This window comes from Chitinophaga rupis, assembly GCF_900109685.1.
GTDB lineage: Bacteria > Bacteroidota > Bacteroidia > Chitinophagales > Chitinophagaceae > Chitinophaga > Chitinophaga rupis.
In genome coordinates this window covers 88,570-107,010 of the sequence record NZ_FOBB01000014.1, presented here as the reverse complement: position 1 = coordinate 107,010, position 18,441 = coordinate 88,570, and the positions used below count along the sequence as shown (strand labels likewise).

11 protein-coding genes and 1 pseudogene are annotated in these 18,441 nt (G+C 42.9%); 4 read left to right on the top strand and 8 right to left on the bottom strand.

All coding sequences use genetic code 11. The features are described 5' to 3' along the window. Window positions 1-269: transposase (locus BMZ54_RS32160; RefSeq protein ID WP_143081212.1), on the bottom strand; the 269-nt coding region annotated here is incomplete at its 3' end. 624 nt (window positions 270-893) lie between these two features. Here BMZ54_RS32160 and BMZ54_RS32150 point away from each other — a divergent pair. The 4 genes and pseudogenes from BMZ54_RS32150 (at window position 894) to BMZ54_RS32135 (ending at window position 4,771) form a co-directional block, all read left to right on the top strand. Further along, complete coding sequence (locus tag BMZ54_RS32150; RefSeq protein WP_089921300.1) at window positions 894-1,535, top strand: hypothetical protein; 642 nt, start codon at window positions 894-896, stop codon at window positions 1,533-1,535. A 23-nt stretch (window positions 1,536-1,558) separates the two neighbouring features. Continuing rightward, entirely contained in the window at window positions 1,559-2,668 is a 1,110-nt protein-coding gene (locus tag BMZ54_RS32145) for a hypothetical protein (protein WP_089921298.1), read from the top strand. 216 nt (window positions 2,669-2,884) lie between these two features. After that, entirely contained in the window at window positions 2,885-3,451 is a 567-nt protein-coding gene (locus tag BMZ54_RS32140; protein WP_143081211.1) for a hypothetical protein, read from the top strand. Window positions 3,452-3,586: 135 nt separating this feature from the next. Beyond that, window positions 3,587-4,771 (top strand): annotated as a pseudogene (locus BMZ54_RS32135) (IS256 family transposase). A 275-nt stretch (window positions 4,772-5,046) separates the two neighbouring features. On the opposite strand, the gene BMZ54_RS32125 reads toward BMZ54_RS32135, so the two are convergent. From BMZ54_RS32125 to BMZ54_RS32095, 7 genes are all read right to left on the bottom strand, one after another. Further along, a complete protein-coding gene (locus BMZ54_RS32125; protein WP_089921293.1) occupies window positions 5,047-9,402 on the bottom strand; it encodes a DUF6443 domain-containing protein in 4,356 nt (1,451 codons plus the stop codon). Window positions 9,403-9,425: 23 nt separating this feature from the next. Next, window positions 9,426-12,815, bottom strand: coding sequence for an RHS repeat domain-containing protein (locus BMZ54_RS32120; RefSeq protein ID WP_143081210.1), 3,390 nt, complete (start codon window positions 12,813-12,815; stop codon window positions 9,426-9,428). Window positions 12,816-12,822: 7 nt separating this feature from the next. Beyond that, window positions 12,823-13,863 carry a hypothetical protein gene (locus BMZ54_RS32115; protein WP_089921289.1) on the bottom strand — a complete coding sequence of 347 codons (1,041 nt, stop codon included), beginning with the start codon at window positions 13,861-13,863 and terminating at the stop codon, window positions 12,823-12,825. An 8-nt stretch (window positions 13,864-13,871) separates the two neighbouring features. Continuing rightward, window positions 13,872-14,933 (bottom strand): hypothetical protein, encoded by a 1,062-nt coding sequence (locus BMZ54_RS32110; protein ID WP_089921288.1) that lies wholly within the window; start codon window positions 14,931-14,933, stop codon window positions 13,872-13,874. A 105-nt stretch (window positions 14,934-15,038) separates the two neighbouring features. Continuing rightward, a complete protein-coding gene (locus tag BMZ54_RS32105; protein WP_089921286.1) occupies window positions 15,039-15,464 on the bottom strand; it encodes a hypothetical protein in 426 nt (141 codons plus the stop codon). A gap of 75 nt (window positions 15,465-15,539) precedes the next feature. Next, window positions 15,540-16,961, bottom strand: a complete 1,422-nt coding sequence (locus BMZ54_RS32100; RefSeq protein ID WP_089921285.1) for a hypothetical protein — start codon at window positions 16,959-16,961, stop codon at window positions 15,540-15,542. 423 nt (window positions 16,962-17,384) lie between these two features. After that, a complete protein-coding gene (locus BMZ54_RS32095; RefSeq protein ID WP_089921283.1) occupies window positions 17,385-17,978 on the bottom strand; it encodes a hypothetical protein in 594 nt (197 codons plus the stop codon). Window positions 17,979-18,441: the final 463 nt, after the last annotated feature.

Sequence of the window (18,441 nt, the reverse complement as noted above, 5' to 3'; positions counted from 1 at the left end):
TTTAATTGTTTTTCCTTATCTGTATTGGAGGCTCCTGCTTTTAGGTCCGGTGAGCCAACTGCTGGAGCATTTTTAACTACTGGCAGCTGATCCTGGCTGTAATGCCTTTCGTACCAGGACACCATACTCCTAACGACCTCTCTGTTTTTAAGGCCGTACTTCTTTGCCAACTCCCCATAGCTTTGATCTGTCGATAGATATTCCCGGGCAACGCTGATTTTCAAGGTCTCGGCGTAGATAGGAGGTGGTCCTAATGATTTTCCTTTCATGTTAGTAATTTAATTAATCCTTAATTAACCCCCAACATGTAAAGTCAATTCTGAATCAATACAGAGATCTACTACTGTTGTTAGCCTGAAGTACATGGGATTTACATGAACTGTTGTTGCCCTTTACATGAGTCCTGGCCCTTTTGCTTCTTTTTATTCCAAGTTGCCTTTGCCTGCTGCTATGGGTTTGCATTGCACTCATTGGTGCTTCTTGCCCGCGCTTATGGGTTCTGCATGCTTGCAGGTTAAAAACAAACTGCGCCTGGCTGTTTTGGGCCTTGATGGGGCGTGGAGAGGCCGTGTGGGCTTGGGTGCCGGGATTGGGCTTTATCAAGCGGATGACGCCAGCCAAGGTTTGTTTTCAATCGTGCAAGCAATGCGGGGATACAAGGGGACCGGTGTGGGATTGCGTTGGTTTGCGAGGCCTTTTGTGAAGTAGGTGGATACGGAGGATTACGTACGGATGGAAAATGCCTGGCCCAATATTGGGCCAGGGGCGGTTGGTATTGTTAAAACGCCTTTTTGTATTGAGCAATTGGAGATCCGCCTGTTCTATTTGGGGGATATTGTGAGGGTTGTTATATTCGTGTAAGTCATTCATTATTAACCGAAAAACTTACTGAAATGCCAAAACAAAAAGGACCGGTTTTTTATACCGGCACACGCGGTGATGCCTGTTTTTACAAGATGGACGGGCAATATTATGTTCGCAGGAAAAGTACGCTGAGTGGGAAGCGTGTAAAGCGTGATAAGGCTTTTACACTTACACGGGTGTATGCGGATCTTTTAGGACAGGCATCACGGCTGGCAGCGGCGGTGTACCGGTGTTTGCCGCGGGAGGAACGAAAGCATGCGCAATACCGGGCTATGACCGGGGAAGCGTTAAGAATGCTGAAAGAGGGTGTGGTGGCGGATATTATTAGTGCGCGGCTGGAGCAGGCGTATGTTGTGAAGGAGGAAGCAGTGGTGTCTGTTGCGCCAGATAACATTGTACCTGGTACTTTGACTGTTGGTATAGACAAGGATCTTGCAATGCCTGGTATAGCTCCGGCAGGAATTGTAAAAGAAGAAATAGTTGCGCCACCAGTAAAGATCTTGAAGACCGATCGCTCCAAAACAGCAGTGGCCCGGCTAAAAGGGAAACGCCTCTTTATGCGGTTGCCTAAACAGGTGGATATTCATACGATGCCGGACGGGCGCATGGAGATCAGGCTCACGAAAAAGGCGTATGTTAAGCGGGATAAAGCCGTTATATTTATGGAATAATATCCCTTATTCACATTTTACCTATGAAGTATATTGTTGTTACCGCACTTCTTTTCTTAAGGCTGTCTTTTGCATTTGCCCAAACGGAAGCTGCTGCTCCTGCCAAAAATGAAAGAGTAAAAATTATTAAGCTGACGGCTGATAGTAAGCCGGATCTGGCGCCGTTTCCTATAGGCATTACCGGTATCCGGATCATTCCTCTATATGGTGATACCGCCAGGCTGGGTTATGTGCAGGTGGGTATGATGAACAAAAAGATCAGCGCTGTGCCAGATAAGCCCTGGGCAAATTATCTGCAGGATTTTACAGATGCACAGTATAAAAGTATGTTTAAAGATACCGGGGTACACCTGTTGTGGGTGATCAAAGACCTGCGTATTAATGAACGTACCTTTGCAATGAGTGAAAAAGCATTTGTACGGCTAAAGGCAGATGCCTATGCATCATCAGACCGACAGCATTATCATTTGCTCGCACACTTTGACACCACTTTAGTAAGAGGCGGGATGGATGTTACCGGCAAACATGACCGGAACATAGCGGAGATAGTGCAGTTATTGCTGAAAACCGCTGTTGCCAATGTTAATACTGCTATTAACGATACGGCTCCCCTGCTGGCTGCAGATATACAGGACAAAGCAGTTGCAGAACTTAATGCGCCTATTCTGCTGGCTACTCAATACTACAGCGGCGTGTACCGCAGCTATGCTGAATTTTTAGCCAATACTCCTTCTGTCAGCAACTTCGATATTGCGATTGAGAAAAAGAAAGTGAATGTCTATGAAACAAAAGCAGATGGCAGCCGTGTGCTGGTAGAGCATCCCTGGGGCGTATGTAAAAATGGTGAAGTGTATAAGTGCATTCCCACTGCCCTGATACCGCTGGAAAAGAGCGGTCATGCTTTTGTGATCTCTAATTACCTGGAAGCTATTAACCGGAAGAACAAATCTATCTTTTGGTCGGGTGTTGCAGGTGGTTTGGGTGGCGGATTGATCGGCGGGGCTGCCATGGGCGCTGCAGCATCTTCTTCGACAGGTAGCAGTGTGTACCTGGTAACAGCGATACCGTATATTAAGAAGCAGCAGCCGGAAGCGACGACGGTGGATGTGGAGAGCGGAGAGTTGATGTTTTGATATTTTTTTTAACGCGTGTTTATGTTTGGATGGTTTAGTAAATCGAGGAAAGTAGAATGCCCTGTACCGGAAGATGCACGGGTATGGCTGGAAGAAACATTTCAGTGGCTGCTATCAGAGTTTGACAAGGAAATGATCATGCATAGAAAGGTGCTGCGGCCCATACCAGCAGACTTCCCAATCACCTTCACCCAAACGGAAAAGGATGCGCATGCCTTGTTAAAAATTGTAGCTGCCCAAATGGCGGTTAATCCTGATCAGATTGAACTGTTTTTTTATGATCAGCAACTAAAGGAATATGGCGGTTCCGGACTGCGCCTGTTTTCCCAACAGTCTCCCGGAGAAAAATATGCTTCCGGAAAATACTATGGAAAAAATGAATATAGCCAATATCAGATTGCAATTGAACTATCTGAATTAAAAGATGCCGGCGGTCTTGTTGCTACGTTGGCGCATGAAATTGCACATATTAAGCTGCTGGGAGAAGAACGCATGAAATTTAATGATGAGCATTTGACAGAGCTAATCCCTGTTATTTACGGTTTGGGCATCTTTAATGCAAACACGGCTTTCCGGTTTTATGCTACGCATGATAGCTGGGGGTATAAAAGGCAGGGGTATCTAAGCCAGCAAATGTGGGGATATGCGTTAGCGTTGTTTGCGCATATACGGAAAGAAAGGGATCCTGAATGGGTGAAATATTTGACGACGAATGTGCGGGCGGATTTTAAGAAAGGGTTTAAGTTTTTAGAAGGAAATAGCGGGTTGAGAATAGTAAGGTAGGGTGCTTTCTGATTTTTAGGAATGTTGAGTGATGATAGATCAGCATATCCGACACTATAACAAAAACTGTGTAAACATAAAAATCGGGGGTTGGTAAGAGCTTCGATTTTTTTACTTTTAAACTTTACACAGGCTATGAACACCGAGGATTTTTTATCAGACGACTTTTTGAAGCAGTTTAAGACAGGTCAGCAACTCAATGATTTTCTGGGCCAAATCCAGAAACGAGCCATTGAGAAGATGCTGGAAGGCGAGTTGGATGGGCATTTAGGATATGAGAAGAATGAGCAGAATGACAGTAAAAATGCGCGTAATGGTTATGGGAAAAAGAAGATCAAGACCCAGTATGGGGAATCAGAGATTAAAGTCCCACGTGACCGGGATGCCAGTTTTAACCCCATGATAGTTCCCAAGCGGGAAAGCATGGTAGAAGGTATTGAAGAAGTGATTGTGTCACTATATGCCAAAGGCATGAGCGTAAGTGATATTGAGGAACAGATCAAGGATGTTTACAAATTTGAAGTATCTACGGCAACAATCAGCCGGATCACCTCCCGGATAGCCGAAGATATCGTAGCATGGCAGAACCGGCCTCTGGAACGAGTTTATCTAATCGTGTGGATGGATGGCATTGTGTTCAAAGTCCGGGAGAACAGCAAAGTGGTCAACAAAACGGTTTATATCGCAGTGGGGCTGCGCCAGGACGGTTTTAAAGAGGTGTTGGGCATGTGGCTGAGCAAAAATGAATCTGCAGCCTCAGTACTGACCGATATGAAGGCCCGGGGCTTAGAAGACATCCTGATCACTGCTACAGATAACCTTAATGGGTTCACTCAAACCATCCGGACCGTCTTCACTCAGTCAGCAACCCAGGTCTGTGTTGTCCACCAGATCCGGAACAGCTGCCGCTATGTAGTCTGGAAAGACAAACGTGAGTTCAGCCATGATATGAAGGATATCTATGGGGCTCCCACACGCCAGGCGGCGCAAGCCGCCCTGCAAGCCCTGGAAGCCAATGGGGCAGCAAGTATGGGTATGCTATCAAAAGTTGGAAAGACAACTGGGAAGAGCTGACTGTATTCTTCGACTTTCCTCTGGAAATCCGACAAATCATCTATACCACTAACCTGGTTGAAAACCTCAATGGTAAGATCAGGAAGTACACCAAGAACAAACTCTCATTCCCCAATGACGAGGCGGTGCTCAAATCTGTACCTGGCCTTGAGAGAGGCTACAAAAAAATGGACAATGCCCATTAGAAACTGGGGCATTGTCCTAGATCAGTTTTTAACTATTTTTGAAAATAGGATCAGAATATAGATCCCACTACGAACTCCGTTTTTTAAAACTTATACAGTTTTTGAGATAGTCCCCTTTTTTAATATAATATAGCAGTTTGATTTATTTAAATAACTTATTGACTAGATAAATAATTCCACCAACTAACAGCCCAAATAAAAACATGCCTATATAAACCTTGATAATAATTTCTAAGTTATTATTAATTATGCCATAAATCGCTATTACTATCATCAAAATAATAAAGACTATATTCCTTGGATTTTTAATCCAGTTTATCAACTTAACCATCATCTTTAATCCTTTTTTTTCTTTTCGGCAGACTGCTCTAAAGTTTCTACAGCTTTTGAAGCTGCACCAGATGCCGTAGCAGCTGACGCAGCGGCTCTAGTATTTACATATTCATCTAATTTCTTTTCAGCTTCTGCAACTTTAGCTTTTACCTTAGAGACCGTATTAGATTTACCTCTAGCAATATTTTTCTCTCTATTAACCGCTTCCTTGAGTCGACTTGCAGCCGCTGAATTAGCTGCTTTTTTCTCCACTAACGCCCCTGCTCCTCTTCCAACAATTTGTCCTGCTCCAACATCAATCAAAGTCTTTTTTAAAGTAACTTCTCCATCGTTAGCCAATTGACTGCCTGCACTCACTCCTGCATCTGTTGCCAATTCAATACCTATTTTAACAATAGTACTCGCTTGTTTAATTTTTGCTATTGAAGATATACCTGAACTTAATGCTCCGGCAGCGGCTGAAATTGCTACTGATTTGACACTAAAATCAGATAATGTTTTATCAGTAAGGGCTATTTCTGTTAATTGTAGCCCTGCATCTACAACGCCGCCAATAATAGCGCCAACACACCAAGGACATTTACCATCGGGATCATTATATCTTATAGGGTTATTACCTGAAAACTGATACGGCGTCAACATCTCTTGAGTACCAACTTCAATCCAGGGATCTATCTGCATGAACCGTCCTAACTGTTGATCATAAGTTCTTGCATTAAAATCAAACCACTCCAAACCGCTTCCATCTCTGAACTCTTCTGACTGTAGTTCATTTCCATTGTATTTCTTACGGTTTTCTTGGTAATTACTTCCTATCAGTGCATTCGCACTTATCCCCGTCATCGTCAACCCAAACGGATAATAATGAGTTTCCTCCAACAATGGCCCGGTAATATCCTGTACCACTACATTATCAAAGAACACATCCTGTGCAGTTTCATTGCTGGTATACACATACAGGAAACCACTTTTCTCAATCGGCATCTTGTCTACCGCCAGGGTCTGCAGCTCATCTGGTTCGCCTTTCACCTGCCGTACACCACTATTCTGATCCACTAAGTTAAACTGATCGTCGAATAATGCAAAATTCAGATAGGCTTTGGGTTTATCCTGCTGGTTCTGATCGGCATCCTTTTCCTTTAAATGCTGATAATCATTGCTGTTAAAGTTCCTGAAAGGTGAAAGGTTCTCTGCCTGGCGGGCGGCGTGCGAAGTGCTGGAACCGGCAGCTCCGCCGAACACCTGCAGCAGGGATGCCACCATATCTTCCGGGGAAACGGTTTTATTATCCTTAGGACCGGTGGACTTATAAAACGCACGGGCGCCTATCTGGATGGTATCGCCAGCCATTACTCTTAACACCAGTGAAGGACCGATCTTCTTGCCGCCATCTTTGGCATTTAACTTAGCCACATCATGGTTGTCAGGTGTTGTTTCATCCTGTGGGTAACCAACCGGTTTAGCAGTACGGGTTTCATCCAGGTTGCTGAATAAGGCCGTTTCTGTGGCCGCTTGTTCAGTTTCCATCGTGGCAGCGTACATGCTGAAGTCCGTTTGTTCGGTGAGTACAGTTCTGACATTACCCAGGTGGTCTTTCAGGAAGTAGTCATATACATAAGATACCGGTGTGGCATTCTTAAACACGGTACGGATGCGGCCTTCTTCATGGCTTACAAATTGCAAGCTATCATTCTGATACACGAAACCGCCTATGTAGGTAGTGGTAGTGATCTTTGCTAGTGTGCCAGTATTGTCCGTAACGGTCTTCTTTAACTTATTTCCGGCTGCATCATACTGGTATTGGATACTTCCTTTACCTGTAATGGTTATGGTTTCGGGAAGATTGAGATGATTGTAAGAGATGTTAGTGATGCCTTTATTGGCATCGCTTATAAGGTTGCCATTAACATCATACTCATAATCGTCTCCTGTATTGGTACCGTTTATAAAGTCACCTAATTTAGCAGTGGCCGTACTACTGGGATCTACAACGGTAGCCAGCTTGTTACTGGCATTCGTGTTTTTGTAGCCGTAAGTCAGTTGATCTATGGTGGTTATGGCTCCGTTTGCCATTCCCTTTTGCGTCATGGTACCAATATTGCCGTTGGCATCATAAGTGATCCCGCTTACGGAAAAATCCATCTGGTCCTTGGTCCAGGTAGTGCTGCCGCTGTTCTGCTGAGAATAGTCGGCTACGGTTAAACGGTTTGCATTGTCATAGTTGTAACCGTATGCCCGTTGAATACCATTGCTTTTACTTTTCCATTTGTTACCAGAGATATTACCGTTGTATTGATTGGTAACAAAACCATAATCGTAACTTAATTCCTGGCCGAACCAGTTGGTGCTGCTACCTGCAGCGGTTACAAAGCCTTTATTAATGCTTTTGAGCCAGCCGCGCAGGTTGTATTCATAGTTCAGTGTTTCCAGTTGAGTAGTTGTTACTACACCCAGGCGTTTACTTTTTAACTGCCCCAACTCGTCATAGGTATTTTCTGCTATTGTTTTAGGGGTACCAATATCGTTGATCTGCTTTTTTATTGTCTTCAGCCGGCCTGCTGGATCATACAGGTTTTGCGTCATCACCGTGGTATTGGCGGTTACACCACTTTTAATATTGCTATGACGCAGAAAGGTACTGAGCAGCTTACCGCTAAAATCATACAAACTGGTAACTACATCCTTACCGCCACTTACATTGTCTGAGATAGTTTGCAAAGTCCGGCCCTTATCGGTGTAGTAAATGGTGCTGGTCAACCATTGGTCAGTACCTAACACACGTACCTTACTGCCGGTTACCAGGCCTTTAGTCATATTACTGGTGCTGGTAATCACTTCCGCATATGAACTACCAGAATATTGTGGTTTAAGAAAGTCATTAACCGGATCCTGCTTCCCGGTGAAAGTATAGCTATCATAAAAAGTATAGGTCAGCGGGGTTAATGCACTGGCCGGGATATTGGGTAAAGGGTTGGTGACCGTAATACTGGTGATGCCCTGGTTAGCAGATGGATTGATCTCTGCCAGCATGTCATCTGTACCCGAATCAAAACCGTTGTCGAAAGTGATGCTATTGGTGGCTTCATATTCCGGCCGGCCATCGTGATTAGCCACTACCATGTCTGCTACACCGGGAAAAGTGTAACTGATGCTCTGGGTATTGCTGGTAGCGGTGTTCATGGTGGTTTGCAGGGCATCCCGGGTAGCGGAGGAATTATATAGCGCCGTCATGGTGGGGCGGTTTAATCCATCGTAAAAGGTTACCATCCACTGGTTTTTGCCCTTCAGATTGCCATCCCGGGTGAAAACTAAGCGGTCCCGCACATCGTACACCATTTCGGTAGAATCTGCTCCAGGTACCTTTTTCATGATCATCCGGTTACGGCCGTCATAACGGTAAAAGAAACAAAGCTCTTTAGCGGTGGTGGCGTCAATTACCCAGCTGCTGCTGATTATTCCAACCGCTTTGGGTGGTATTACGCAACGCAGGTTACCCAGATCGTCATACACGTAATAAGTACATAACCAGCCGGTATGGCCATCTGCCGAGCCAGCGGTTAGTTCTACTTTCTTGAGTACAACACGGTCTTCCTTATCCTTAAATTCCACTACACGCAGGCCGCGTTCGTCCTTCGTGATATTTTTATATAGTTGCCCTGCAGTATATACCTGGTTAGTGGCACCGGTGGGGATAACGCTGGTGGTAATACTCCATATGCGAACACCGTCTGCTGTTGTATTTACCTGGTATTGCAGCTCTACAGGCTTATCTCCTCTTGAGTTTCCCTTTGCCCAGCTGTTACCCGGTGCATACGTTTTTAGTACCCGGTTCAGCGGGGATGCTTCATATTCGGTTTGCCCGTAGTAAATGGTTTCTCCAACAGCTCCTGGCACCAGCGTTGCATCCTGGTAAAAAGCTTTTTGTCCGTTAAACGGATCTGTTTTAAACTTTCCATCACTGGTGTTTCCGCTTTTGGGTACGTAGGGCAGATACTTATACTGCTCACGCCCATATGCATCATATACTACCGGCGCTACCTGGTCTTTTCCTCCGGGAGTAAGCGCCTTAGTGACTGTTTGTAAAGGCCGCCCCAATCCATCAAAGTACTGGGTGCTTTGCTTTACCGCATTTACATCTGTGGATGCACTTACTGCTGCCGGATCAGATGTTGGCATACTGGGCTCCCAGATGCGGATATAATTAATGGTTGTATTAGTATAGGCGCCAGGCGTTGTAACAGCCGTGGCTGTTGCTCGGATACTGGTGTCAGGCTTGTTCTGGGCGGATAGCGAGTGGCTTGTCCCCAGCAATGCAAGTCCTGTGCCTGCTTTTAGTATATATGATATAATTGATCGCATGTGTTTTCTTTTAAGGGAACTAATTACTGGGTTACAGGTTTCTGAAATTGGTAATCATATTGCTTTAATATCTTGCCATCCTTATCTTTTACCAGTTTCAGACGTCCAAAAACATCATATTCATAGTATACAGTATAGCCTTTGGGATCTGTTTCGCTGGTAGTACCTAATAATGGTAAATAAGTATAGGTTGTTACCATTGCATTGGTGCCGAGACCAGTCCCAATCTTCTTTAGTTCGGCCCTTAGGGCTGCGTCACTGGATGGGTTATCTAAAATGCTTTGCGTAATATATTTTTTTGCGGTATCATAAACCACTCCTTCCACCTTTGCTACCGGGTATTGAGCGTTATATCCCCAGAGATAGGATTGATTAATATTATTCTGTTCATGATAGGATAGCAGGTTGCCCTGTTCACTATAGGCATCAAAATAAACATTGGGTTTATAAGCGGAGTGAAAGACCGGCAGACCAGCACTTGTGAAGGATGATTCTGTAAGGTCGCTTAATGGTACTGCTGTTTCTATCTTATAAAAAATATCCGGCTTAAAAAAACTGGAATAATATTGCTTATAACTGGTAAATGCTCCTGATAAAAGTTTTGTTGAAGTTCCTCTTTGCAGGAATGTTTCCTGCTCTATTACAGGAGATAATATATGACTATTCCTCATTTTTTCTACGAACGACAGATTCCCGGTTACCGTGTAGTCACTGGGCCGCTTAAACTTCGTTATTAGTGTGCTGCCATCGCTTTTTACTACATCAATCCTGGTAGGCTCTCTATGTACATTATTCTGATAATAGCTTGTTCTTACATTCACAATTTTAGAAGTCCCATCAAAGACGGTTTCAGTATCAGCTACAGGAATGGCCCAACTGGATATGTTATCATAAAACTTCACGCGATAAACATACTTGGCATCTGGTACTGTAGCAATTGTCATAAGCTTTACGCCTTTGAGTGTGGAGCGTTCATTTACCGTATAAGTGAAGTCATTTCTTTTTACCGGAGATCCCTGCGCATTATAAACAATGACCGCCGTTGGCTTGCCATTCAATGGATCTCCTAGACTGGGAATAGTAGCAAATACATCGGTGGAATCTTCTGCATTGTGATAGTAATATTCAGTTTTCCCATTTTCCCCATTCTCCCCCAGTAATTCGGTTACTTTGGAGTAACCCACAATAGCTGAGCTGGAAGACAATCCTTGTGGAAACAGGGTCGACGACTGAATGCCATAATAGCGGGCGGTGTAATCACACGGAATAACAACGCCTGTACCTATAATGTAATTTGAACGGCTAATATCATAATAATATGCATAAACAGGAGTAGACATTAAGATGCCGCTGGAGATGCCGTCATCTCCTTTGTAAACAAACCGGCGAACCGTTTGATTACCCATACCATCCTGGTCCGTAATTCGACTAACCCTTATTCCTCCGCCCTTTCTATATGTTATAGGAATAGGCTCTTTTTCCTGCCAGCTAATAGACATGTAAAAAGACCATCCTCTTGTTGCCTGAATAAGCATTCTGTAATTTCCGGTGTCCAGATTACGATTATTAAAAGTGGGGCTTGGATTAGGCTGATCATAGTTAGCAGTGGTACAACCAGCAACTGTTTGTAAGCTACCGTCATTAGCAATCTTCCACATATTTGAGTATCCCAGGCTCACCAGATCTGATACATTAGGATCTACCTTTTGATAACTACATTGAATGGTTACAGGGATTTTAGCACTTTCGGATCCTAATAAGGGAGGCAGACGGAAGGTTGCACTTGTTACATCTCCTCCGGGATTATTGGAATTGGACCGTACAAATGCAAACTTATCTACTGTTCTATATGCCTGCTCCCCGTGAAGATTAGAATAGTCATGCAATTCGTATTCAAAATTTGTACTTCCACCCGTGGGATACTTAATAGAATACAGCACCCCATTCATAGCATAATTTGCGGACGTGTCGGGGCTTCTATCTGCTCCTGTAAAAGATATAGGCGCCAAAGGAAAGGTCGTTGTTGGTAAGAGGGTGGGATTAACAATTCCATTATAGTATCCCCAGTGATCAATTGATTTTGTATATACCGGTGGAAGATTGTCTGGGTTAATATAGCTAAAAGTATACGGAGGGTTCCTATTTACACCGATTCCCAATTCAGCTACTGAGTCCAGTTTCAAGCGCTTGTCATGGTCGATACTGTTAAAGTAAGTATAATAAAATGCATACGCTTTAATACGGGTGCCATTATTATCCTTAATAATTACGCTGTCAAGTTTTGATGGTTTTAACAGCCCATCATTGTTAGCCAAATAGCTAACATCATTTCTTTCAGATACTTTAAATTCAACCGAGCCATTTGAGAATGTTATTTTCTGCAGATATGCATCGCGGATGTCCTGCCGGGATGCATCATAAGAGCGGAAGTCGTTTAACATACCGGTAGGTGTTTGGCTCGTACAACCCGTAATATTCATCGCACCTAATTTGACATATATTTCGGATTGGCTAACCAGGCTGAGGCTTTTACCATATGTATATGAAAAACTGATCCTTTCTGCGGTAGGAGCTACAATAGAATCAAGATACCAGGCTGTTACGGGAGATGAATTTATATTCTTGTTGAAAGCATCAATGCCATTAAAGTTTGTCAACTCAGCGTTAGAAGAAAGATAGTAATCCTGGGTCATTTCAAACGTGCCGAAATAATATTTGTACCCATCTCCATCTGTTGCCATCCATTTTCCCGCTGTATAGGTAAAGTCCATATTATTCTTTTCATCAAAGAAAACCACGGAGCCATTTGCTTTTTTGCCCAGCACAAACTTTCCGCTATAAGCGCCAAAATTGTAACTGAACAGGTCCGGCTCCGCATCCATTTGGCCATCGTAAACATTATCAAAATAAAGTCTGTCGTTTGGTTCAGTGCTTGGGCTGTATAGATAATCATTACTCTGAGTGTTGGCTGGTAACGCCTGGGAATTGTAATATCCATGCCCAATGAAATCATCCTGTTGTCTCACTATACGGGTAATAGCTCCACCCGCTTTTAAAGTCCAGCCAAGCCCGACCCAGGAAGCTGCCTGCAGTGTTTTCGTTCCAGTGGCGCTGTATTGTAATCCTATATTTAGCGTATGATTGCGTGTTGTGATGTCATATAATGGAATAGAAATATTGGGAGTACCATTATAAAAACTCACTGGTGTATTTCCATATTTGGTAATTGAATAAGCGGTTGGAGACGGTGGTATGACTCTGGTTGCACGGTATGGGGGCTCCTGTGCATGAACTATCATTGACAACAAACTCAAAATAAAGAATAGCCCTGGCAGTTTACTAAAATTCAGGCGACTCATTTTTTTATTATTATAAGTGAACATATAACGAACAGCGTTCTGATAAGAGTGCATTTATTTATTAATTATTTTTCTCTAACTTTTCAATACGTTTTAACAATTCAGTAATCTGATCTTGGCTTTGTTGTTTAAGGAAATTATTCTCCTTTTTAAGATCAATCATATACAGCGTCAGTTCCTCTATTTTTTGCAAAAGCTTCCTGTTCATTTCCTCTACATCCATCCCTTCCTTTTTTACTTCCTCTGCTGCCGGCATGCCGGGCAGATGTTTATTCATTTTCACGAACTGCTCAAGTTCTAACAGAGACGGCAACTGATAACGCTCCTCAAACACATAGTCCGGCCAGGCAGTATAAGACTTCACTTTTATTTTAGTAAAAATGGCATCTCCATTTACCGCCAGTTTGTATCCTTCTGTATCAGCAGTACCAATACCCACATTACCATTCGTAGCATTTTGGGCACCGGCAAGTATAAGATCCCCATTGGATTTAAATAATAATGGAGCATAATAGCCACCTCCCTTTTTTACAGCGTAGAATTCCCATGTAGGGCCTGTTAAGTCAGTGGTGAAGTAACCGTCCTTTCGTAAGGATGCTTCCCATAATAAAGGCTTACCTGTTGCCAGGCTGGTAGTATTCTTTACCATGAATTTCATGTCCATGTAGGCAGCTGCATCTCCGTCACTGAGCATAGAGAACCCACCTCTTGTAGCGCCCATATCTATAGTTACTTTATCTGCTGTGGCGACGGTGCCTATACCAATATTGCCGGATGCAGTCAGATTATTTTTCAGGTTCAGGTTCCCATTTCCATCCAGGAACATTAATTGATCGTCATCTGTTGTATAATCAATGGCGCCATTATCATGGGCCAACCACCGGAACCTGAAGTTATTCTGTTTAAGGCCTGTTAATCCAAAGTTGATAGAGCCATTGCTTTGATATATAAAGCCGGATCTGAAATTGGCGGCAGCAAGGATGGTCGTGATTGTATTCGTGTATGTATTGGGAAAATTGAGAATGCTATAGGTACCTGTTTGGGCTTTTAATTGAAATGTTAAGGCTAACAGGGATAAAATACCTGGGATAATTTTATTCATAAATAACGCTATTTTTTTATTATTGACTGTAACTCTTGTATCATCTGCTTTTGTGCTTCACTATCTTTTTTTAACTGGATGATGTAAAGCGTCAACTCCTCTACTTTTTGCAACAGCTGCTTATTCATCTCTCCAATGTCCAACCCTTCTTTCTGCACTTCCTGCGCAGATGGCATATCCGGCAGGTGTTTATGCTCATTAATATATTTCTCTACTACTGCTAAAGAAGGCAAAGCATAATCCTCTTCAAACACATAATCCGGCCAACCGGCAAAGGGTTCAACCTTTACCTTTGTAAAAATGGCATTGCCATTCACTGCAAGTTTGTACCCTTTGGTGTCTGTTGCTCCAATTCCTACGCTGCCATCTGCTTTAAATGCTACCAGGTTCTGACCAAAGCTGTTTATCATTACCACATTATTACTGTTTAATTTGGATGCATTTTTACTTCTGCCATCTAATATTATAGCGCCGGCAAATGCTTCAATGCCACTAGGCGTCACATCTTCTGCTTCACCTGTCAGGTACAGGCCGAAAGGCCTTCCGCCTGCAGAACATCTTCCTCTTATAGATGGAATATAATGCCCCGTTGTATTAGTACCATTTTCAAAAGACAAAAAAGCATCTGCTTCCGGTACGCTTGTAACAGTAAACTTTGCTGATGGAGTTCCCTGGGGTCCTGTAATATGCAACCTTGCCAAAGGTGTAGTAGTACCAATGCCGACATTAGCATCCTGAGTAATACCCATTGCTTCTCCGGTAACTCCACTTCCGCTGCGCACAAAAAACTTTAAGGCAGAAAGCCTGCCGGTTGCCACCGTTCTTTCTGCTTCTATGGCGCCTACTTCTGTACCTGCCATATTGAACTTAACAGCACCCACGGCGCCCAGTACATCCCAGTTATTGGTTAACTGTAAATTGGATGCGCCGTTTGTAAGTATTTCCAATCTCTGCGATGGGGTTTTAGTACCGATCCCGGCGTTACCTGTGGAATCAAAACGGTTGGAAGTTTGCCCTAGTGCCATGTGTCCACAGGCCATGGCTGCAATGAGGAATATGTGTTTTATCATAGTACTTACTTTACGATTTTATTTAAAGCGGCCATACGCTGCTCCATCTGCTGAATGTGTTGGTTTTGTTGCTCGTTCTCCTTTTTTGCCCAAACGGGGCCGTATTTAAAGGGCTGCTTCCAGAAAGTCGGCAGATGTACGGTAATAAATATTACCCCATTTATTAGGGGAACGTACCCATACGGCATCATTAAAAATGTAAAATATAGCTGCTGACGGATTACCGGAGGTACATTGTAGTTCCAATCCATCAAACCGGGTAGATGTATTGTACTTATCTATCCGGATAACGTAAGAGCCCTGCATATTATAGAAGTTAGCATCTGCCTGTACACTTACTTCAATAATAGATGCATATTTATGCGCAACCGCATTGATCTGTATTAACTTATAAAAGTAAAAATCGTTGGGAGATGCCGCAGTCTCCGTAGGGCCAAGTACCTGCCATCCATCATCCACCGTCTTAACTGCTGCAAAAGAGCTGGACAAACAAACAAAGCACATGATGAAGGAGAAAAGCAAATTCCGCATAATAAGGAGATATTAGGTATGGGTTTAATTACAGTTTTACAAAGTTGTTTTCATAGTACGCAGTCTATCTGCATGCTAAAAATTATATCCTAATCTTAATTTAATAGGATCTGTTCTGGGCACATGTTGATTATATAAAAAGTCATACAGCAAAATGATATTGCCTTTCAGCTTACTGTTGATCTTGTACTTCTTACTAATGCCGATTAACGCGCTCCCCTGCCAGTTGTCTACACTCTTTAACTGCTGCGTGTTCTGGAAGTTGCTGGTGTAATTTTCCTCAAAACCACCATTTACATAAATGGTGCCTTTCAGCTTCCAGTCCAGGAAAGAACGCAAGCCCATCCCCTGGCTGGAAAAACGGATATTGTCAAAACCAGTACCCATGCCTAATTTATAAGCCGCACCTACGCCTGCTGTGCCGTTCTTATGGAATTTGTAGGCTACCTGCCCGGCAATATCGCTGGTGGTGGGATAGAATTGTGTAGAGCGTGCGAACTGCATGTTGCCGCCAAATTCCAGCCGCTGCAAAAAGCTTTTGGTCTTCATTTCATTGGGCTTGAAGTCCGGCATATCGGCGGCATTATCTACATCCGGGAATTTCTTCTTCAGCTCATTGAACTGCTCCCGTGCCTGCGACATCTGCTGGCTTACAGCTGCACGTGCATCGGGCCCGCTGCCGCCTAAACGTTGTTGTATGAGCTGCTCCACCTGGTTGCGGGTTTGCAGGCCTTCCAGGTTTTGCGCGGTGTTGCTACCGCCTGAGAGGTTGAACAAACCTGCCAGCTGAGAATGTTTTTGAAGGAAGTTATTATAGGCAGGTACTTTCTTCAGCACCTCCATGGCCTTGGCTTCTGCTTTCTTTTTGTCTTTGAGGACTTCTTTGTATTCCTTCAACTGTTGCCCGTAGTAATAAGCTTCCTTGTTATATTTCTGCAGGTCTTTGGTGAAGCCGGCGTATTGTGCTAGCTGTGCTTTCAATTGCTGCCGGCGTTCGCGGATGTAAGCCTTGATCTGTTCTGCCTGTTGAAATTTCGCCTGCAGATCCTGTACACTTTTCAGGGAGCCACTTACCTTATCCTGTAAGCCTTTCGACTGACCGCCCAAATCCCTGGCGTTTTTGAGAAAGGATAAAGAGTTCTGCAACGTATCCAGGTAACCGGAGTAATTAGCCCCTAATGTTGATGGATTATATTTCCCTGCTTTTTGCTGCAGCTTTGATTTTAAATTGCCGAGTGAATCAATAGAGTGACTGAAAATATTCTTCGCCGCAACAGAATCGATCTTTGCCAGTTTAGATTGCATCCTTTTTTCCTGCTTTTGCAGGCGTTGCAAAGCTTTGGCGGTGCGTTTGTCAACCTGCTGCTGCATTTGTTTGGACTTACCGGTAACCTGAGAGAAATATTTAGCGGGCACTTTCTGTAGAGTGCTGTCCTGGGCACAAACTATATTCACAATGAATAATAGGAATAAGGGTACTCCGTAAAAATATCGCATATAGGGATGGGTTAAAAACTTTCGCGGCTGCAAAATACATCGAATTTTTATCCGGTCAACAAAACTTTTGTGTTAATTTGCTGAATGCCAGCTTATTGAGGTGTTGAAAAAAGGCCATGGATAAGGGAGAAAGGACGTTTTTGTGAGGGGTAAAATTGCTTTCTTATTATGGTTCTATTCTTATAAATAGTCGAAGTATTATTATTTTTTGTAATGAATATTTAAGGGTGGATTGAGTAAATTGGTTATGCCTTTTCTTTCACGCAATTTAAACTAATCTTAAACTTGCCTTTTTTGCATTTAGTTTATTGCTTATTCTTTAACTTAATTTGCTTCGCCTTGAAGAGAATCATCTCCCTTAAAAAGCTGTATAGTAAATAAATAATTGCGATTGCCAGGAACCATGTTTCCTTATCATAAATATTATTTTAACTTCAGAATTGACACACCAGGATTACTTAACAGATATTCAACAGTTAAGGTTTGTCCTTTTTTGAGCTGTTTACCATCAACATATTTCTGAAAGCGTTTAATACGCTCACCGTTGACAGTGTAAGTAAATCCTACTTTAGCCCAATCCTTATAGACTATCGTACCGGTTGTTTTACCGGTCTCTTCCCCGTTAAGAAAAACAGGATTGGTAAAATCAATCCTGCTTATTGCAGGATTAGTTGCCTTATAAATTATCAAATAATGCTCTCCGGTAAAGATGCCGCTTGCAGGAGAGTCATCTTTTCTTTCATATCGCTTGCCGTCCACAAAATACTCTGCCACGGCATAACTGCCTTTCATTGAGCCAACTTTGATAATAGTCCCTATTGTGGAAGTATGGCTTTCCTTTATTTCGAGGATACTTTGATGTTCGGACCAGGATGCAAATTTTGCCAGACCGTAAATGAGTGCATACACGCCGGCCAAGACCAGAATAAAGTAACCCGCATTCTTCAGCTTTTGCAGTGGATTAATTTTCAGCTTTGTAACATTTGTTTTTACAGGATCTGTTTTTTTTACCTTCATCACATGGGATTTCTGTCATTATGAGGCAAAACGCCCCTACAAAAAATATATAACATAAATATAGATTTTTCATGGCTGTAATATGTGAATGGAAATTGGCAAAGTGCTATCACGTTCATCGTTCCGGTAAACTTTGGATTATAGGAAGCCAGCAGACATAACATGGATATTAACATCCCATACCAGAATTGTTTATGAAAACTTGTAGCAGAAAGTATAGGTTTACTTTTTTGACGGCTACTTTATTTTGATAATGGGTAATTATACTTACTCACCCTGACCGGTATAGTTAATACTTCAAAACTTTTTGATTGCTTGTCAAACTCGTGCTCCTGCATGTAATATGCAGATTGCTTGCATAAAAGGTCTACAAATTTATATATTGCAAATTCAAAACAGAAGTTATATCATTGAGGCTTCTTAATTTATCTGCTTCGTTGCATGAGCAATATTTATCCCTTTT